Here is a 19,359-nt window from a genome sequence, read left to right as displayed (position 1 = left end):
AATTTATAAGCTACTTGAAACTTACAGTTACCACCAAGAGGAGGTAAAAGAGGAGGTAATAGTTACGGATGCAAAGAAAGGATTTATTCTGAGTTTTCTTCTTGCAGTTGCAGTGTACCTGATACCATTACCGGGTCTTAAGGCTTCAGGGCACGCGGCAATATCCTTACTTGTTTTCGCGATTTCAATGTGGGCAACCGAGTCTGTTCCACTTGCAGTCACGTCCCTCATAATACTCTTTGCACAGCCACTTATCGGTGTCGAGAGCTTTGAAAATGCTGTTATAGGATTTGCAAACCCCATACTCTTCCTCATGATAGGCGGGTTCATAATGGCTGAGGCCATAAGGAAGAGTGGCCTTGCACAGAGATTCACCTACTACCTTTTAAGGAGACTTGGAACATCACCTGAGAGGGGTCTCTTTGTGAGCATATTCTCCACGGGTCTCCTCTCAGCGTGGATCGAGAACGTGGTGGCATTTGCCATGCTCCTTCCAATCATAAAGGAGATAGTGGATATTATGGGCTGTTCTGAGCCCGAGAGGGGGAGGAGTAACTATGCAAAGGCAATGATACTCGGGGCATCATTTGGGTCCCTTGCAGGTGGCTTCGGGACGGAGATAGGGACAGCCCCCAACCTCATGGCTGCTGCCTACACCCAGATACCCTTCCTCAACTGGATGATCTTCGGGTTCCCCCTTGCAGTTGCAATGCTCTTTGTAATATGGGTTGTCCTCCTGAAGATATTCCCCAGTGAGGTCACAGCCCTATCTGACGGTGAGGCGGTTATAGGGAAGAAACTGATGGAACTTGGCACGGTTAAAAGGGAGGAGAAGGTCAGTGTGGGGATACTCCTATTTGCAATTCTACTATGGGTGACAGCTGGGTGGACAGGCATCAACAGCTACTCGGTTTCACTGATAGCCGCGGTGATGTTCATCTTCGCAGGTGTTATAACCTGGAAGGACGCCCAGAAGAATATTGACTGGGGACTCATCGTGTTCTTTGGGGGCGCACTCTCCCTTGGAAGCGCCCTGCTCAAGACTGGTGCCGCGGCATGGCTGATAAATGACCTTATAAGGATGCTGGGCTCTGATCCATCAACTATTCTTGTCATGGTGGTCCTCATGGTCATCGCAGTGCTTATAACGCAGGTGATGTCAAATATAGCACTATCAGCGATCCTTGTTCCACTTTCAGTGACCCTTGCAGGTGCACAGCATCAGCCGGTGGGTATATACGCGGTTCCGGTGGCCATAGCATGTTCACTGTCCTTCATGCTGCCAATGGCGGATCCAACCGTTGCAATGGCATATGGGTCTGGCTACGTTAAGCTCCGGGACATACCACGGGCAGGGATCCTGGTGATGGTGATAGGTATCATCCTGACGGTCCTCGTGATTACAACACTCGCGGTGCCATTCATAGCATAGAATCAACGATTCAGACTTGTCCTGAATAAAAAACCTTTTTAATTTTTTTTTGGATGAGGTTCGTTAATTTTGGAGGGTTCCTTAGGAAGGGATTTTCCTGGGGGTATGGGTCTTTCTCTCAATCCCCTCCGATGATATCCTCAATGATGGAGAGGTCCATGTTATCCTCGACTATCTCAGCCAGACGGTCAATTGAGAACCTCCTGGAGGCATCGAAGTGGTCATCCACATAGTCAAGTTTTTCAAGTCCCTTCCTCTCCCTCAGAAGGTTGGTGAAGTATCTCCTGAATCTGAAGTTGTGGAATATGCCGTGGAAGTAGGTACCGGCCACGTTCCCATCAGCGGCACCATCGAATCCCATGGTGTATGTATTACCAAAGCCCCTCTTTACCTTCATGAGGGGTTTAACGTCACCCAGGACTGTGGTTCCCTCATGAAGCTCATATCCCTCAACGGTTTCCCCTGCAAGACCTGAGAATAAGCCGGCACCGGTGATCTCCCCGGCGCTGCTGGATATGATCTTACCATCACCTGTGAACGTGGTTTCACAGTCAAGGAGGTTAAGGCCATCAACGCTTCCCAGTTTTGACTCCTGAAGTCCCTCATCCACGACCCTCCTTCCAAGCATCTGGAAACCACCGCATATACCAAATACTGGTATCTCATGGCTCAGATCTCTGATCTCATCTTCGAAGCCATTCTCCCTCAGATACATGAGGTCACTGATGGTGTTCCTGGTTCCAGGGATTATGATGGCGTCAAGGCCCTCAAGGCTGTCACCGGCCTCTATGAGCCTCACAGCAACGTCCTTCTCGTACTCAAGGGGGTCTATGTCTGTAAAGTTGGATATCCTCGGAAGCCTCATGACACCGATCTTCACATCCCCGCTTCCACGGTACTTGCGCCCTGAGAGTGAGGCTGAATCCTCCTCAGGAAGCCTCAGGCTATCATCATAGGGGAGCACGCCAAGCACAGGCACGCCGGTGATCTCCTCAATCCTTTCTATACCTGGCATAAGGATGTCAATGTTTCCCCTGAACTTGTTTATGACAACACCCTTTATCCGGGACCTGTCACGCTCATCGAGAAGCATTAGGGTGCCTGCAATTGAGGCGAAAACACCTCCACGGTCTATATCAGCAACAAGTATGACATCGGCGTCTGCAAGGTGGGCTATCTCCATATTGGCAAGGTCCCGGTCCCTCATGTTTATCTCGGCAGGTGACCCGGCCCCTTCAATCACGATGATGTCATATCGCTCCTTAAGGTAATCGAGGGACTCCCTTATGGCCTTAAGGGCGGTTTCCCGGAACCCTGTCTGGTACTCCTGGAAGTTCATGTTCCCGGCGGGTCTCCCGTGGACAATGACCTGGGATGTGAAGTCCTCCTTTGGTTTGAGGAGTATTGGGTTCATATGATATGATGGCCTGATGCCTGCAGCCTCTGCCTGGAGGACCTGGGCCACCGCTATCTCCCTGTTCTCATGGGTTGTGAAGGAATTCAGTGACATGTTCTGGGATTTGAAGGGGGCAACCCGGTACCCCCTCTTTGAGAATATGCGGCATAGTGCAGCCACAAGGACACTCTTACCAGCGCTTGATGATGTCCCCTGAACCATTATACATTTTGAACTCATTTATTCACCACTTCTGGGCTGCTGTGATCCTAAGATCTATTGATCACTAAAATCTTAAATACCTTGCCGGCATAAATATTATCTGAGACTGTTTGATTTATTATGTGGAGATGGTTGGATGTCCGGTGTTTCCCATGAAATCCATTTAATGTCTGATGAGGACCTTAAATCAGTATTTGAGACGGTTATACATAACAGCCTCGATGGGGTGATCACTGTTGACTCTGAGGGCATTATAGTATTCTCAAACCCTGCGGCAGACAGAATGTTTGGATACACCTCCCTTGAGGGTAAAAGAGTGGATTTACTTGTTCCCGAATCCCTCAGGGATGACCTAAACGCCAAGATGAGAGAATACCGGATGGAGGGGAAGCACGAACTTGCAGGGAGGCTCTTTGAAACCACATCCCTCCGATCAGATGGAACTGAGTTCCCTGTTGAAATGAGCCTGAACCCTGCGCGAACATCAGGGGGCCTTTTCCTGACCTCAATAATCAGGGATATCTCAGAGAGGAGGAAAATGGAGGCTGAGATTCACAGAAGGGAGGAGCAGTTCAGGGACCTCTTTGAGAACGCCAATGACATGATACAGGCTGTCGACCCTGAGGGCAGATTTGTATATGTGAACAGGGCCTGGATGGAGACACTGGGTTACACTGAGGACGAACTTGAGAATCTCACCCTATTTGATGTGATACACCCCGACAAGCTGGATGAGTGCCACGAGATCTTCAGGCGTGTAATGAGTGGGGAGAGCATTTCCCTGGTTGAAACCGCATTCATAACAAAGGATGGTGAGAAGATCTTTGTGGAGGGAAACGTTAACGTTCGCATGAGGAATGGGGAGGTTGAGTACAGTAGGGCCATCTTCAGGGATGTGACAGAGAGGATGAAGTTCCAGCGTGAACTCGAAAGGCTGGCGTCCATCGTGGAGTCCTCGAGAGATGCCATCGTAAGCTATGACCTTGATGGGACCATAATTGACTGGAACAGGGGTGCTGAGAGGATATATGGTTACAGTGCAGAGGAGGCCAGGGGACAGAATGTTTCGATGCTCATGGATGAGGAGGAATTTGAGAGACTCAGGAACTTCATATCAGAGGTGAGGTCAGGTAAACTTGTTTCAAATTTTGAAGCCAGAAGGTTAAGGAAGGATGGGGAGGAGATATGGGTTTCCATTTCACTCTCACCACTCAGGGACGTTAATGGTGAGATTATAGGAGTATCCACCATTGCAAGGGATATAACTGAGATTAAGAGGACACAGGAGGCCCTCAGGGCAAGTGAGGAGAAGTACCGTAAAATAGTTGAGAAATTTATCCAGAATGCCCTTGCCCTCATATCCGAGATAAACCGCTGACCCCTGGAGATACCTTTATAAGTGACATCACCATAAATTAAAATAAAAATTTGTAAGTAAAATATTTTAGGCAGAAGGGATAACAGTAAACTGTGATTTTATTTTAACCACTTCACTTAATGGAGGCATTCGAATAGAAATGAAACCCACCATTAAAAACTTCAGAATTGAAGAATCTGTTTCATATGAAAGTACAGATGATAAGAGGGAATCAGGGAGGAGCCTTTCATATGAAACCTCAAAGGATATAGATGTCCCTGAAAGACTCATAGATCAGATCATAGGTCAGGAAGAGGCAGTTGAGACCATAAAAAAGGCTGCAGAACAGAGACGTAACGTATTATTGATAGGTGAACCAGGGGTCGGCAAATCAATGCTGGCCAAGGCAATGGCAGAACTCCTGCCCCGGGAAAAACTCCAGGACATACTGGTTTACCCCAATATAGATGACCCTAACAACCCCCTCATTGGCACCGTACCCGCCGGGGAGGGCAGGAAAATCGTGATGAACCACAAGAACCGGGCCAGGGCACAGGATGAGAAGAAGAACCTCTTCATGATGCTCATAATATCATTCATCCTTGTCCTCGGGTTCATGGTTAATCAGTTCCTTGCAGCCATAATAGCAGCGGGTATAGTCTTCCTGGCCCTCCAGCAGTTCAGGCCAAGGAACACAGTCATGGTGCCTAAACTCCTGGTCAACAATGAGGGAAGGCAGGTTGCCCCATTTGTGGATGCAACCGGTGCCCATGCAGGTGCGCTCCTGGGGGATGTGAGGCACGACCCATACCAGTCAGGAGGCCTGGGCACCCCTGCACATGAGAGGGTCGAGGCCGGGATGATACACAGGGCCAACAAGGGGGTCCTCTACATAGACGAGATAGGGACCATGAAGATGAAGACCCAGCAGGAACTCCTAACAGCAATGCAGGAGAAGAAGTACTCAATTACGGGTCAGAGCGAGACAAGCAGCGGTGCAATGGTGCGCTCACAGGCAGTCCCATGTGACTTTGTTCTTGTGGCATCAGGTAACCTTCAGGTGCTTGAGGGCATGCACCCTGCCCTCCGCTCAAGGATAAGGGGATACGGTTACGAGGTCTTCATGAAGGACACAATGCCCGATACACCTGAAAACAGGGACAAACTTGTCCAGTTCGTTGCACAGGAAGTTGAAAAGGATGGAAGGATCCCTCACTTCAGCAGGGAGGCCATAGAGGAGATAATAAGGGAGGCCCAGAGGAGGGCCGGTAAGAAGGATTCACTCACACTCAAACTCCGTGAACTTGGGGGTCTTGTGAGGGCTGCGGGGGACATTGCCAAGAGTCGAGGCGCTGAACTGGTTGAGACCAGCGATGTTATGGAGGCAAAGAAACTTTCAAGGACCCTCGAACAGCAGATCGCAGACCGATACATTGTACAGAAGAAGAAGTACAGTGTCTTCAAATCAGAGGGAGGCGAGGTTGGACGTGTCAATGGGCTTGCAATAATCGGTGACAGGAGCGGTATCATCCTCCCGATAGCTGCAGAGGCAGCCCCAGCTCAGAGCAAGGAGGAGGGCAGGATAATCGCAACAGGTAAACTGGGTGAGATCGCCCGTGAGGCGGTTCAGAACGTAAGCGCCCTAATCAAGAAATACACAGGTACAGACATATCCAACTATGACATACACATCCAGTTCCTCCAGGCATACGATGGTGTGGAGGGTGACAGTGCAAGCGTCTCAGTGGCAACGGCAGTCATATCAGCCCTTGAGGAGATACCCGTGGATCAGTCAGTCGCCCTGACAGGCTCACTGAGCATACGTGGTGATGTGCTCCCTGTGGGTGGGGTTACAGGGAAGATAGAGGCAGCTGCAGAGGCAGGAATAAAGAAGGTACTCATACCCGCCTCCAATATGGGGGATGTCATGATTGAGAAGAGGTATGAGGATAAGGTTGAGATAATACCCGTTGAGACCCTCGGTGATGTCCTGGAACACGCCCTCATTGGTAAGGGCAAGGAGAGCCTACTTGAGAGGATGCAGAAAATAAGCGATATAGTACCCTCAATCATGAAGAAGCCAGCCATGCACTGATTTTTTCCGAAGGGGCTGGACTTTTTCCCATTTCAATTTCGAAGGTTTTCAATGGAGACGGGTCCTTTTAGTAGTAAAGGGTCCACCTTTAGGTCTGGAATAAAAAAATTATTTCATGGCCTCTGCAATCAGAGGAGCCACCGAGATCTCACTCACCTCAGATTTCAGGGTGTCCGTTGCAATCACCCGCTCAACACCTGCAGAGAATATCTTGAGCAGGGCATCCTCCACCAGAACAGGGTGGACACAGCACACGGTTATGCTTGAGGCCCCGCAGTTTCTTAAAATTCCTGCGGCGTTCACAATCGTACCACCGGTACTTATGATGTCATCCACCACCACGGCGTCCATCCCCTCAACATCCAGGTCCCGCACCCGGGTCTCAACGGTTTCAGGGGAAAGTCTAACCTTCTCCATGTAATCGCATTCACATCCAAGTATGCTGCTGACCTCCCTGGCATGGTCCATAGCACCCTTATCGGGTGCGATGATCACAGGATCATCCAGGAATGAAATGTGCCTGGCTATGAGGGGCATGGCAGAAAGTTCAGTTACAGGTATGGTGAAGAATTCGCTGAGACAGTTCTCATGGAGATTCACAGTTATGATCTCATCTGCACCAGCGGCCTCGAGGAGGTGGGCAACTATTCTGGCTGACACAGCCTCACCACCTTTGAAGCGCCGCTCCTGCCTCCCGTAACCGAAGTAGGGTACCACAGCCCGTACATAATCCGCCCCAAGATCCTTAAGGTTCTCCATCATGAAGAGGAGTTCCATGAGGTTTTCATCCTGAGGGTAACCTGTTGACTGAACAACGGTGACCTCACCATCAACCTCGCCCTTAACACGGATATAACGCTCCCCGTCAGGGAATTTACGGGTTTCAACTGGACACAGTCTATCATCAAGCAAATCTGCAACGCTGGCAGCCAGTTTCTGTGATGCTGAACAACCTATTATCATGAAAAATCACCATGCATGATTAACAATTTTTATATAGATAACTCTATTAATTCTAATTATAAAATTTTGTCAGACCAGAGAGGTGAAATGGTTGCATGAACTATCCATGGCCGATGCAATTGTGAGGACCGTCATCGATGCTGCAGAGAAGAACGATGCAGTTGAGGTCCTGGAGGTCACGGTTGAGATCGGTCAGCTAACTCTACTTAACCCTGAACAGATCATATTCATGCTGGAGGTCCTCAGCGAGGGCACAATACTTGAGGGGGCGAATTTTAACCTTGAGGTTGTCCCTGCTGAAATAGAATGCGAATGCGGATATGAGGGCGTGGTTGAGGCCGATGAACTTGACCACCTTGCCCCGGTTATAAGCTGCCCTGAATGCGGGGGACATGAATTCCAGGTGAGGGCTGGCAGGGAATGCAACGTTAAGAACATAAAGATTGAGAAGAAGGAATAAAGGAGGAATTCCATGCATAAGATAGCAGAGGTTGAAATTCAGAATGATATTCTCCTTGCAAACAGAAAACTTGCCAGGAAAAACCAGAGGCGCCTTGACAGGTCAGATGTCTTTGCAGTTGATTTCCTTGGCGCAATAGGATCAGGGAAGACAACACTCATAGAGAGGCTCATTGAGAACATGGACAGGAAGGTTGCGGTCATTGCAGGGGATGTTATAAGCAAATTTGACGCGGGGAGGTTCGAAAGTTACGGCGTCCCGGTTGTCGGGCTGAACACAGGCAAGGAATGCCACCTTGACGCTCATCTCGTTGAACACGCACTGGAGGATCTTCCCCTTGATGATGTGGACATCCTTTTCATTGAAAACGTTGGTAACCTCATATGCCCGGTGGACTTCGACCTTGGATCACATATGAGGATCGTTGTGGTGAGCTCCACAGAGGGCGATGATACGGTGGAGAAGCACCCCCTCATATTCAGGGAGGCAGACCTCGTGGTTATCAACAAGGCCGACCTTGCAGATGCGGTTGGTGCAGATCTTGATAAGATGGTTGAGGATGTTAAGAATATCAACCCCGATGTAATGGTGCTTAAGACCAGTCTCAAAACCGGTGAGGGTGTTCAGGAGATAATTGATGCCATTGAGGATGCCATGGCGGATTGAAATTTTATGGTGATCCCCTTGAAGGTATGGATTGACATTACAAATGCCCCCCATGTGAGGTTTTTCAGGGACATCATCACCCACCTCCAGGACGAGGGGGAGGATGTGATCATAACAGCAAGGAAGTTCGGAGATATCCACAGGCTCATGAACCTCTTTGGCTTTGAATTCACCTCGATAGGTAAACACGGCGTCACCCTTTCTGAAAAGCTTCTTGAGAGTACAAAGAGGGCCTACAAGCTCTCAAAATTTATAAGTGAAGAGAAACCTGATGTCGGCCTTTCAAAACATTCGATAGAGCTTCCAAGGGTCACATTTGGTCTTGGAATCCCCAGTGTCTATGTACTGGACAATGAGCATGCCCTTGCAGCCAACAAGCTGACACTCCCACTCTGTGATCATATAATCATGCCTGAGGTCATTGATCTATGGGATATAATGAAGACAGGGGCTGACCCCAACAGGATAACGAGGTACAGGGGGTCATCTGAGATAATCCACTTCCAGAACTTTGAGTACAATGAGAACATCTTTGAGGACCTGAACCTGAAACTTGAAAGGGAGAAGACCATACTCATGAGGCCGGAACCATCCCTGGCCTCCTATCTGGATGCTGACTGCCATGAATCTGTGCTCACGCCGATAGTGGAGGTTCTAAAGGATTACGCCAACATACTCATCATCCCAAGGTTCAGGGAACAGGAGGAGATCTTCAGGGGATATGATAACGTCACCATAATCAAGCCGCCGGTTGACACATTCAGCCTCATGAAGAGGTGCGACCTTGTAATCGGGGCAGGGGGCACCATGAACAGGGAGGCCGCCCTACTCGGCACGCCGGTCATATCCTGTTACCCTGGAAAGCCGCTTTCGGTTGACAGGTTCTACATTGAGAACGGGCTGATGTACAGGTCAACCGATGTTGATGAGATAGTCAACTTGGCACTGAGGCTTCTTGTTTCACGAAAGGGTACGAAGGAAATCAAGACAGACGACCTTTTCAGAATAATAATTGACAGTGTCTATGAGGCCGCTGATTCGGGACTTAAAAGGTAGAATTGATGGACTGGCCGGGATTTGAACCCGGGGCCTCCGCCATGCCAAGGCGACGCTCTACCAACCTGAGCTACCAGCCCCAACACAGTATACATTAAGTCTTTTCATATTTAAACTTAACCCTTTAACAGTTCTCCAGCTCATAATATATCCGGGTGGTTGGTTTGATCTTAAGGAACGTGAGGGAGGAGGATTTCACTGCAATAGCCCAACTGGCATTTAGATGTCCCCCCATGGTTACAGAGAGGAACTCCATCTACCACATCTTCACAAGGTTCTTCAGCAGCACCTCCTTTGTTGCAGAGGAGGATGGAAGAATCAGGGGCTTTCTTCTGGGATTCATATCCCAGGACAACCCTGATGAGGCATACATTCATCTTCTGTGTGTCTCACCACAGCTCAGGGGAATGGGCGTGGCATCCCGGCTTCTTGAGGTCTTCACGGAAACTGTGGAGCAGAAGGGTGTTCATGTGATATACCTTATAACAAAACCGGTTAACCAGAGGGCGATAAGATTTTACCTTAAAAATGGGTTCAGGGCGGTTGAGAATGGTGAAACCGTTGATGCGGGTCCCGTGAAGGCGTTGGCAGATTACAATGGTCCCGGTGAAGACATGGTGGTATTCAGAAGGCTGATCTGATGCTGGAAGACCGCAGGGAATACATCACTCTTATCCCAGCATGGTTGCTATGGGTCCGGAAAAACTTTTTAAGATGACCCCCAAATAAGGATGTATCTGATAATCTGATAAATTTCTGGAGGATTAAATTGGCCCTCATAGCACAGAATCACCTTCAGTTCATAGTCGAGGTCGGCATCATAATGTATGCGGCCATGATATTCCTGCTGAACCTGGCACCCCTTTCCCTCAGCATGATACTGTTCCTCTGCCTGGTGCTGGGGATAGGATTCAATATAATATTTGGCCTTGATGTTGTGGCGCTCTTCATGTCCTTCGGGCAGAGTGAATTCACACACCCATTTGGTCCCATAGCACTCCTTGTTACCATATCATCACTTGCAGCCCTTGCAATCATGGAGGAGTCCGGGGTTGATGTAAGGGGACTCAGGGGATTCGTTTATATCCTTATGGCGGGTATCACTGTTTTTGGGGGTCTCATGCACAGATCATTCCTTCTACTATGGCTCCTGGGACTGCTGATAGGTTTTTTCCTCATATCAAAGTCCATGAGGCAGAAGTCCATCATAACAGTTAAGAGGGTTCTGGGTTTTGCTTTCATTGCGGTCGCAGGATTTGGGGGGCTGGAGTTACTCTCAAGGATACTCCAGATGCCTGTTTTAAGCCCCCTTCTCCGTATAGAGAGGCTTGAGACCTTTTCACTTCCAAGCCTCAAACTTGTACTCAAGAACACCACCCTCCTTGGACATAACCCCATGTCATCCTACTGGGGTGAACTCTCAAGCGGATTTGCAGATGGCTACATTTCACTGCCACTCCAGCTTATACTCTTCTTTGGCCTCCCCTTCCCGGTCTTCTACGGCATACTGGTCAACAAGAAGGATGTGATAGATTACATGGTGCCTGGAATATTTGGATGGGCATATGACTTTGGTTACATTACAATGCTCTTCCTTTTAATCTGGTGTGCCGGCATCATCATCATGGGCCTTCGGATGCTCCACATGTACCGTGATATGAGGGAAAATGGCTCAAAAACATACCTTGGAAGGGAGGTCCTCCTCACAGGTGCACTTGCAGCCTTCATGTCCCAGGCCCTCATAGGACTATTCATAATAAACAGGACAATAAACGGGACAGCGCTCATGACATTCATATTTCTCAGCTCACTCATATTCGCCACCATATTCGGGGTGAAGGAATAAGTATTCAGGGAGTGTATAGGATGAAGAAAGCTTTGATGGTACTCGGATGCCCGGAGTCCCCGGTGCAGGTTCCCATAGCAATTTACACATCACACATACTCAGGAAGAAGGGGTTCAGTGTCACCATAACAGCAAATCCCGCTGCAATAAGGCTTGTGCAGGTTGCGGATCCAGAGGGTGTATACACTGGTGAACTCACCGACCTTGACTCCTGCCTCAATGAACTATCTGAAGGGGACTATGAATTCCTTGTAGGCTTTGTACCCAATGATGCTGCTGCTGCATACCTTGCAACCTTTGCAGGGATACTTAATACAGAAACACTGGCAGTTGTATTTGAAAGAGATGCAGATACCCTTGAAAAACTGGTTGATGCGGTGATGGAAGGTACAGAAGCCGGCATAATAGCCGCAAGGGCACACCACAACCCCGCCCCACTGAGGGTGAGGATAGACAGATTCCTGGAGGAGATCTGATGTCATTCTGCATAGAGACCTACCTGCAGCAGTCCGACGACTATGAAATCCACATGACCCGTTCAGGGTTCAGGGAATGCGCAGCCTTCATTGAGAAAAAGGCAAAAATGGTTGTCCATATAAGGCCAGGCGAGAAGATACTGGGTGCAAGGATAATAGGCATACCCCCGGTACCTCTGGGTATAGATAGGGAGCGTTCAACCGTGATGATACCCTACACAAAGCCCTGCTATGGAACAGCTGTCATAGAGATACCCGTCGATGAAGATGAAATAGAGAGAATAATTGAAGTTGCAGAGCACTGACGGTGATAGAGTGATCACAACGGTGGTTGGAAGCTACCCCGCAACCCCCCGGGGACCTGAAACATTAAGGGAGCGAATCTCAAGTTTTATTGGATCCTATGATGCCTGCAGACCTGCCATAGAGACCGCCGTGAGGGACCAGGTAAGGGCGGGGGTTGACATCATCTCAGATGGACAGGTGAGGGGGGACATGGTGGGCCACTTTGCAGAGGCAATGGGTGGCATGACGGTAAAGGATGGAGTATCAATCATATTTTCAAGAATAACAGCTCCCGCAGGGTCTATAGGGTCCGATGACCTCAGATATGCAATGGGAATCCTCAGGAAACTTAAAGATAATGAATCAGGGGGTGTTAAGGGGATAATCACAGGACCATCCACCATGGTGCACGCCTCAAGGATAGAGGGATTCTACAGCCCCCAGAAGAGGGAGAAGGCAATTATGGATATGGCAGATGCCCTTAAAGTCGAGGCGGAACACCTCCAGGATGCAGGGGCAGTCATGATACAGATAGATGAACCATTCCTATCAACGGGTATGGTGGATATGGGGGCAGCAAGAAGGGCTGTTAAACGCATTTCAGGGGCCCTTGATGTTGATGTCTCACTCCATGTCTGCGGTGACATCAGAGGGGTTATTGGGGAACTCCTCACATTTCCCGTTGAGATGCTGGACCTTGAGTTTGCAGGAAGACCATCAAATCTTGAAGTGCTGGCAGATAAATGGAGGGGTGATAAAAAACTGGGATTCGGCTGCGTTGACACATCAACGGAGGCGATTGAGTCCACTGATACCATAAAAGACCTTATTAAAAGGGGTGCTGATATAGTCGGGGAGGATAACCTCTACATAGACCCTGACTGTGGAATGAGGAAACTTCCAAGGGAGGTGGCATTCGCCAAACTCAGAAACATGGTGAAGGCTGCATCAGAGTTTTAGGGGGTTCAAAAATGGCCTATGAGATAAGCGTCGAGGAAATTGCAGAGGGCTGGCTTAAACTGGTTGAGAAGATAATGCGTGATGGAAGAGAGATAAGGGATGAAAGGGGGTCCCTGACAAGGGAGGTCATGAACACGGTTGTGACAATAAAGAACCCCCTCGGCAGGTCAGGCGACTTTTACCACCTCCCGGGCAGATCACTCATCAACATCAGGGTCCCTGAGGGGTACTTCTGGAGTGGAGAGAAACTCTCGAAGTACTCAGAACAGTTCCTCTCAGATGACAGGAAGGGATTCATATACACCTACGGGAACCGTCTGAGGGCACACTTCGGCGTGGACCAGGTGGATAAGTCAGTGGAGAGGCTGAAAAACTGTAAAGAGTCCAGAAGGGCAACCATGATCACATGGGACCCTAAAACGGATACTGGGAGTGATGAGGTTCCATGCATGATCCTCGTGGACTTCAAGGTGAGGGATGGGAGGCTCTTCACCACCGCACTCTGGCGCAGCCACGACATCTACGGCGCATGGTTCCCCAACGCCGTTGGCCTGGCCTACCTTGCAGATCACGTTGCATCAGAGGTGGGGGTTGATGTTGGACATATAACCATCCACTCCATTAGCGCTCATATATATGAGGTTAACTTCAAAGAAGCAAAAGAGGTGATTGAAAATGGTTAGTGTGAACATTGAGGCAAAGAAAATAGTCGACCGGATGATCGAAGGCGCAGATGACCTTAAAATAAGCGTTGATAAACTTGAAAATGGCTCAACAGTCATAGACTGTGGTGTTAACGTTGATGGTAGCATAAAGGCGGGTGAACTCTACACCGCGGTGTGCCTCGGAGGCCTTGCAGATGTGGGCATATCAATACCCGGTGATCTATCAGAGAGGTTCGCCCTTCCATCAGTCAAGATAAAGACAGACTTCCCGGCAATCTCAACACTGGGCGCCCAGAAGGCAGGCTGGTCAGTCAGTGTCGGTGACTTCTTTGCACTTGGTTCAGGACCTGCAAGGGCACTGGCACTTAAACCGGCAGAGACCTATGAGGAGATAGGCTACCAGGACGCGGCTGACATTGCAGTGCTCACCCTTGAAGCAGATAAACTCCCCGCGGAGGACGTCACAGACAGGATTGCAGAGGACTGTGATGTTTCACCTGAGAACGTTTACGTACTCGTGGCCCCAACCTCATCCCTTGTTGGTTCAATACAGATCTCAGGCCGTGTGGTGGAGAACGGTACCTACAAGATGCTTGAGGCACTCCACTTTGATGTTAACAAGGTCAAATACGCCGCAGGTATCGCCCCAATAGCCCCAGTGGACCCTGACAGCCTGAAGGCAATGGGTAAAACCAATGACGCAGTCCTCTTTGGAGGCAGAACCTACTACTACATAAAATCAGAGGAGGGTGATGACCTGAAATCCCTTGCAGAGAAACTGCCATCATCAGCCTCTGAGGGCTACGGTAAACCATTCTACGACGTCTTCAAGGAGGCGGACTACGACTTCTACAAGATAGACAAGGGAATGTTCGCACCAGCAGAGGTCGTCATAAATGACCTGAGAACCGGTGATGTCTTCAGGGCAGGGTTCGTCAATGAAGAACTCCTGATGAAGTCCTTTGGACTTTAATTTCTTTCTTAACTTTTTTGGAGCAGCAGTTCATGCCATCGGTATCAGTAACTCGTTGCCAGTCCTATGACCCTGAGGAGGTCAGGGATGGTGTTAGAGAGTGCCTGGATCACCTTGGGGGTGTTAAAAAATTCGCATCGCCCGGTGACAGGGTCCTTCTAAAACCCAACATGCTAATGGCAGCCCCTCCTGACAGACACGTCACAACACATCCTGCGGTTATCGAGGCGGTTGCAGAGCTCTTCATAGACACTGGAGCAGAGGTAAAGGTTGGGGACAGTCCAGGCGGATCCTTCAGGAATATAGAGAGTTTCTGGAGGGCCACAGGGATACTTGACGTGGCAGAGAGGCTTGATATTGAACTCATAAACTTTGAGGCGGCAGGGTCCTACATAATGGGAGGGGAGGGCTACCCCATCTCAAGGCCAGTTGTGGATAGCGACACCGTTGTAAACCTCCCGAAGCTCAAGACCCACTCCATGACCATCTTCACATGTGCTGTCAAGAACATGTATGGTGCTGTACCAGGTTTCAGGAAGGCGGATTATCACAGGGAACACCCGAGGCCATCTGAGTTCGCTGAGAAACTCCTTGAGATCTACCTGCTTACGGATCCTGCACTCACCCTGGTGGATGGGGTGGTGGGGATGGAGGGCAATGGTCCCTCGGGAGGTGATCCAAGACACCTTGGGCTTTTCCTGGCATCGGAGGATGCGCTGGCACTTGACATTTACATACCTCTGCTCCTGGGTATGGACCCCTTCAGGTTACCTGTGAATGAGGCTGCACGGAGGAGGAACCTTGCGCCTGAACCCTCAGATATAGAAATTCTGGGATTGGAATCTGAATCTGTGGATGATTTCAGGTGGCCCTCCAACATATACTACACCCTTGATCTTCTTCCATCGGGTCTTGCACGGGCACTCATGAAACTCTGGTGGTCAAGGCCGGCCATAGACCCTGAAAGGTGCAGGAACTGTAATGTATGTGTTGAAAGCTGTCCTGCCGATGCCCTGAGGTCCGGGGCGCTGGTACCGGAGTTTGACTACTCAAGCTGCATCAACTGCCTCTGTTGCATGGAGGTGTGCCCACACAGGGCTTTCTACCAGGATAAAAGCCTCCTCTACAGGCTTACCAGTCTGTTCTCAGGTGTGCTCAAATAGTTTTTTCTGTGAGTGCATGGCCAAAACTTTTATTTTTATAGGACCATAACTAAAACCGGTGTTTCCATGGAATTCTATACAGAGGAGATTCCACTCAGGACCTCCATGCGGGTTGAACTCATTGATATAACCTCCATGGTTTCAGGGGTCCTCGAGTCATCCGGGATAAATGAAGGGATACTGAACGTCTTTTCAAGGCATTCCACATCGGCGATATTCATAAATGAAAATGAGACGCGGCTTCTGGGAGACATAGAGTCAATGCTCACAGCTATGGTGCCTTCAGGCGGGTCATATGGCCATAATGTAATAGATAACAATGCTGATTCCCACCTGAGGGCCGTGCTCCTGGGTGGGAGTCAGACCATCCCGGTGGTGAATGGGAAGATGGACCTGGGTACATGGCAGAGCATATTCTTTGCTGAACTTGACGGACCAAGAAACAGGAGGCTAAGGGTTTCGGTTGCTGGTAGGTCCTGAGGGTTGGTTATTAGGGGTTTCAGGGTTTTGGTTGCTGGTAGGTCCTGAGGGTTGGTTGTTAGGGTTTTCAGGGTCCCGGTGTAAACCCTTAACCCGCTTATTTATTTTTCCTTCTTGAGGATCACGAAACAGCAATGATGGGATTCGGCCAGGGGAGCTCATAAAATTCACTTTTCCTCAAATTCAATTTCAAGGGCAATTACAGGGTACTCCAGGTTGAAGTTTGTCACAACCTCAGGGTGAACCTCACCGAAGAACCCTCTTATTCCTGATGACTCCCCCTCAGATTCAATGGACGCACACCTCCCCCTTATGAATGATGGGTGGTCGAGGGGTTCCACCCTGAACTCATATCCAAGGTTCTCAACCACTGCAGCCGCAATTGACTTGATCTCGGTGAAACCCGCGCTTGAGTGGGTGACTGCACATGCAAGCTTCTTCACGGTACGCGTACGGGTCTCGGCTTCAGGGTCAATGTATACCACATCGCCAACCTCAAATATTCTCTGGGGGAGGTCCTCATGCCTGTTATCCTCAAGGAATTCAAGGAGAGCATTCAGAAGGCTCTTGCGGATCATTGTCCGATCCTGTGAAATCGGCTGGGCAACCTGCACCCTCTCATCCTCCTGGAGCCTCATCCTCCGGTAGTGGCTTTCCTCACTCGTCAGCATGAGGCTCATCACCTCCTGGAACCCCAGACCAACCATAACCTCCCTTATGAATTTATCGGCCCTGTTCCAGTTATCCTCCTCTGCAATGGTTGCAACCTCAGGGATAAGGGGTTCGATCCTCCCTATGCAGTACTGGGTTGCTATGTTCTCAACAAGGTCAACCTCGTGGAGAATGTCCACCCTGTAGGCCGGGATAACCGCAAGGACCTCATCATGGGAGACGATGGATGCATCCATACGGGCCCTCATGAGGAGCCCTTTAATCTCAGCAGCGTCAAATTCAATGCCTGTTATGCGTGAAGCTGTTGATACAGAGACAATCATCTCCTTCGGTGTAAGGTCCGGGAGCCTTAACTCAGATTCAGGGCACCTTACCTTCACGGACCTTATAACACCACCAGACTCTGCAAAGGAGGTGCATATGATATTCAGGGCCTGGTTAACGGCCCTCTCATCGGTGCCTGTAACATCAACGAGTACCCTCTCTGTGTCAGGAGTTAACTTGGTGAGTTCCCCGTTTATTATGGGTGGAAGGGAGAGTACATCCCCATTCTTATCGGTTATGAGGGGATACCTTTCATGGTTCCTCAGGAGATGTGCATAGGCCACTCCCTTGGGGTGCTCCTCCAGTATCTCCCTGGGTGTCATTTCACATACGCTCTCAAGGGGGGTGAAGCTGACACCATCAGGTTCAACTGCACTGTAGACGAAGGGCGGCTCAACACGGTCAAGGTCATGTATACCAATGGCCACCTTCCTCCGGTCCCTTCCGATAACCCAATGCAGGTCCTCCTGGAACTCCATCACCTGTTTAAGCTTCTTATCTGTGAATCTCACATTTTCAATGACAGCCATTCCAAGGTGGGGCCTCACACCGAGGACAGACTCATCAACGGTCACCTCAATGTCTGATTCAGGAACATCATAACGGGGCATGCCTGTTTCAATGCCCAGAAATCCCCTGAGACTCCTTGCAACACCCTCAACCGAGAGGAGGTCAGGGCGGTTCGGGAAGAATTCAACCTTAATACCCTCATCGTCAAAGTCCTCAATGTCACTTCCCATCATCGGCAGAACTTCAATGAGCCTTTCCCTATCAATGTCAATGCCCAGTTCCTTCAGGTCATCGTAATCCAACGTTATAACAGGCATGGTGATCTCTCCGGTAAATGTGATGGTTCAAATTATCATGGGTATCCAATAAATAATTAACCCGCCCCTATCACAACATTCATATATTCCAGGAAACAGATAAATAGAAAGGGGGTGTTACTGTTGAGGCACATTTTTTGCTGTATTTTCTTTGTAATCGCGATTCTCACGGGTGCGGCATCAGCTGCAGCTACGGATCAGACGTCCGCAGATAATGGCTGGAGTACCTGGGGGTCATCAGGGGTCCATACCCATGAGGCTGACTCTGAATGCTGCTCGGTGGTGGTTAATGTTAATGAGAGTGATGCGGTCTTCGCATACAGGCGGGATTCCACCTACGCCGCCACCCTCAGGATTCAGAAGACGGTCTGGAACGGCAGGGAAACCCTGAAGGAATACAAGACCGTCAACGGATACTTCTTCCACACCATAATCTCAGAGGGTGGCTGGATGATGGGGGCCGGAGGACCCGATATAGTCTGGATAAACCGGGCCCTTGAGTCCATAGGGGGAGACATCATCCGGCGTGGCAACGTGACATCCTATGATATGAGGAGGGCCCACAGCCTCGTGAGGAAACTCGGCCTCGGCCACTTTGTTATAAGGGGCCCGGGGGGTCAGGCAGGGGTTTCGATTTACAGGAGAGGCTACTCAAGGCTCTCGGTATTCAGACTGAGGAGCGGGGAGTACATAAGTGTGCCCAACAGTCCCTCGTATTACAGGAGAGGCTACTATTCCCGCTGGAGTGCAGATCCCCTTAAGGCAGCGGTTTATGCTGCCGGGACGGACCGCTGGGGATACAACAGGCGAAACATACTTCTCTATGAGACCCTGAGCATGAAGAACTCCACACTTCTGAGGGTGCACGCAACCTTCGATGGAGGCAGGCTCCTTGGAAGAAACCGGGGAAGGCCCGATAACATAATATTCCTTGGAAAATATTTTTCTGCATCATCACTCCCACGGATACCCACCACAAAATTCCTGGGGTCTCTGACACTGGGGAGAACCAGATAATATATTTAAAGGGAAAAATGAAAC

Annotated in this window: 19 protein-coding genes and 1 tRNA gene; 16 read left to right on the top strand and 4 right to left on the bottom strand. The window is 49.6% G+C overall.

Annotated features, from left to right (window positions below; genetic code table 11):
• Positions 1 to 58 precede the first annotated feature (58 nt).
• Positions 59 to 1,432, top strand: a complete 1,374-nt coding sequence (locus tag ACPLJI_RS03320; protein ID WP_424741132.1) for a DASS family sodium-coupled anion symporter — start codon at positions 59 to 61, stop codon at positions 1,430 to 1,432.
• Between the two features lie 118 nt (positions 1,433 to 1,550).
• Here the strand turns inward: ACPLJI_RS03320 and cobQ are convergent, their stop codons facing one another.
• On the bottom strand, positions 1,551 to 3,068 hold the full coding sequence (cobQ, locus tag ACPLJI_RS03315) for a cobyric acid synthase CobQ (protein WP_147671761.1): 1,518 nt from the start codon (positions 3,066 to 3,068) through the stop codon (positions 1,551 to 1,553).
• A 118-nt stretch (positions 3,069 to 3,186) separates the two neighbouring features.
• Here cobQ and ACPLJI_RS03310 point away from each other — a divergent pair, with 118 nt between their 5' ends.
• Together ACPLJI_RS03310 and lonB are read left to right on the top strand one after the other, a co-directional pair.
• Positions 3,187 to 4,428, top strand: coding sequence for a PAS domain S-box protein (locus ACPLJI_RS03310; protein WP_424730324.1), 1,242 nt, complete (start codon positions 3,187 to 3,189; stop codon positions 4,426 to 4,428).
• Between the two features lie 139 nt (positions 4,429 to 4,567).
• Positions 4,568 to 6,502 (top strand): ATP-dependent protease LonB, encoded by a 1,935-nt coding sequence (gene lonB, locus ACPLJI_RS03305; RefSeq protein ID WP_147671763.1) that lies wholly within the window; start codon positions 4,568 to 4,570, stop codon positions 6,500 to 6,502.
• Between the two features lie 108 nt (positions 6,503 to 6,610).
• Here lonB and ACPLJI_RS03300 read toward each other — a convergent pair whose 3' ends face one another.
• Positions 6,611 to 7,465, bottom strand: coding sequence for a ribose-phosphate diphosphokinase (locus tag ACPLJI_RS03300; protein ID WP_424730325.1), 855 nt, complete (start codon positions 7,463 to 7,465; stop codon positions 6,611 to 6,613).
• A gap of 91 nt (positions 7,466 to 7,556) precedes the next feature.
• Between ACPLJI_RS03300 and hypA the strand changes: the two genes are divergently transcribed.
• The 3 genes from hypA to ACPLJI_RS03285 are packed head-to-tail and all read left to right on the top strand — an operon-like array spanning position 7,557 to position 9,647.
• Entirely contained in the window at positions 7,557 to 7,925 is a 369-nt protein-coding gene (hypA, locus tag ACPLJI_RS03295; RefSeq protein WP_424730326.1) for a hydrogenase maturation nickel metallochaperone HypA, read from the top strand.
• A gap of 12 nt (positions 7,926 to 7,937) precedes the next feature.
• On the top strand, positions 7,938 to 8,591 hold the full coding sequence (gene hypB, locus ACPLJI_RS03290) for a hydrogenase nickel incorporation protein HypB (protein WP_424730327.1): 654 nt from the start codon (positions 7,938 to 7,940) through the stop codon (positions 8,589 to 8,591).
• Between the two features lie 9 nt (positions 8,592 to 8,600).
• Positions 8,601 to 9,647 (top strand): DUF354 domain-containing protein, encoded by a 1,047-nt coding sequence (locus ACPLJI_RS03285; RefSeq protein WP_147672024.1) that lies wholly within the window; start codon positions 8,601 to 8,603, stop codon positions 9,645 to 9,647.
• A 6-nt stretch (positions 9,648 to 9,653) separates the two neighbouring features.
• Here the strand turns inward: ACPLJI_RS03285 and ACPLJI_RS03280 are convergent.
• A tRNA-Ala gene (locus ACPLJI_RS03280) sits at positions 9,654 to 9,727 on the bottom strand.
• A gap of 75 nt (positions 9,728 to 9,802) precedes the next feature.
• Here ACPLJI_RS03280 and ACPLJI_RS03275 point away from each other — a divergent pair.
• From ACPLJI_RS03275 to ACPLJI_RS03235, 9 genes are all read left to right on the top strand, one after another.
• Complete coding sequence (locus ACPLJI_RS03275; RefSeq protein ID WP_255503692.1) at positions 9,803 to 10,288, top strand: GNAT family N-acetyltransferase; 486 nt, start codon at positions 9,803 to 9,805, stop codon at positions 10,286 to 10,288.
• Positions 10,289 to 10,416: 128 nt separating this feature from the next.
• The gene (locus ACPLJI_RS03270; RefSeq protein WP_147671768.1) at positions 10,417 to 11,493 is read left to right on the top strand and encodes a hypothetical protein; all 1,077 of its coding nucleotides are present in this window, start codon (positions 10,417 to 10,419) and stop codon (positions 11,491 to 11,493) included.
• Between the two features lie 20 nt (positions 11,494 to 11,513).
• Positions 11,514 to 11,969 carry a DUF1890 domain-containing protein gene (locus ACPLJI_RS03265; RefSeq protein WP_147671769.1) on the top strand — a complete coding sequence of 152 codons (456 nt, stop codon included), beginning with the start codon at positions 11,514 to 11,516 and terminating at the stop codon, positions 11,967 to 11,969.
• The gene (locus ACPLJI_RS03260; RefSeq protein WP_424730328.1) at positions 11,969 to 12,274 is read left to right on the top strand and encodes a DUF1894 domain-containing protein; all 306 of its coding nucleotides are present in this window, start codon (positions 11,969 to 11,971) and stop codon (positions 12,272 to 12,274) included. Before ACPLJI_RS03265 ends, ACPLJI_RS03260 begins: the two co-directional genes overlap by 1 nt.
• Entirely contained in the window at positions 12,255 to 13,214 is a 960-nt protein-coding gene (locus ACPLJI_RS03255; protein ID WP_424730329.1) for a methionine synthase, read from the top strand. The genes ACPLJI_RS03260 and ACPLJI_RS03255 overlap by 20 nt, the downstream gene beginning before the upstream one ends.
• An 11-nt stretch (positions 13,215 to 13,225) precedes the next feature.
• Entirely contained in the window at positions 13,226 to 13,897 is a 672-nt protein-coding gene (locus tag ACPLJI_RS03250) for a thymidylate synthase (protein ID WP_424730330.1), read from the top strand.
• Positions 13,890 to 14,852, top strand: a complete 963-nt coding sequence (gene mch / locus ACPLJI_RS03245; protein WP_424730331.1) for a methenyltetrahydromethanopterin cyclohydrolase — start codon at positions 13,890 to 13,892, stop codon at positions 14,850 to 14,852. Before ACPLJI_RS03250 ends, mch begins: the two co-directional genes overlap by 8 nt.
• 32 nt (positions 14,853 to 14,884) lie before the next feature.
• On the top strand, positions 14,885 to 16,015 hold the full coding sequence (locus tag ACPLJI_RS03240; RefSeq protein ID WP_424730332.1) for a DUF362 domain-containing protein: 1,131 nt from the start codon (positions 14,885 to 14,887) through the stop codon (positions 16,013 to 16,015).
• 66 nt (positions 16,016 to 16,081) lie between these two features.
• Positions 16,082 to 16,495, top strand: coding sequence for a secondary thiamine-phosphate synthase enzyme YjbQ (locus ACPLJI_RS03235; RefSeq protein WP_424730333.1), 414 nt, complete (start codon positions 16,082 to 16,084; stop codon positions 16,493 to 16,495).
• A gap of 167 nt (positions 16,496 to 16,662) precedes the next feature.
• On the opposite strand, the gene pheT is transcribed toward ACPLJI_RS03235, so the two are convergent.
• Positions 16,663 to 18,318, bottom strand: coding sequence for a phenylalanine--tRNA ligase subunit beta (gene pheT / locus ACPLJI_RS03230; RefSeq protein ID WP_424730334.1), 1,656 nt, complete (start codon positions 18,316 to 18,318; stop codon positions 16,663 to 16,665).
• A 123-nt stretch (positions 18,319 to 18,441) separates the two neighbouring features.
• Here pheT and ACPLJI_RS03225 point away from each other — a divergent pair, with 123 nt between their 5' ends.
• Complete coding sequence (locus ACPLJI_RS03225) at positions 18,442 to 19,335, top strand: hypothetical protein (protein ID WP_424730335.1); 894 nt, start codon at positions 18,442 to 18,444, stop codon at positions 19,333 to 19,335.
• Positions 19,336 to 19,359: the final 24 nt, after the last annotated feature.

The organism is Methanothermobacter sp., from assembly GCF_049720995.1.
In the GTDB taxonomy this organism is placed as follows: domain Archaea; phylum Methanobacteriota; class Methanobacteria; order Methanobacteriales; family Methanothermobacteraceae; genus Methanothermobacter.
Note: the sequence above shows the minus strand (reverse complement) of the source record. Positions and strands in the feature narration are given on the sequence as shown.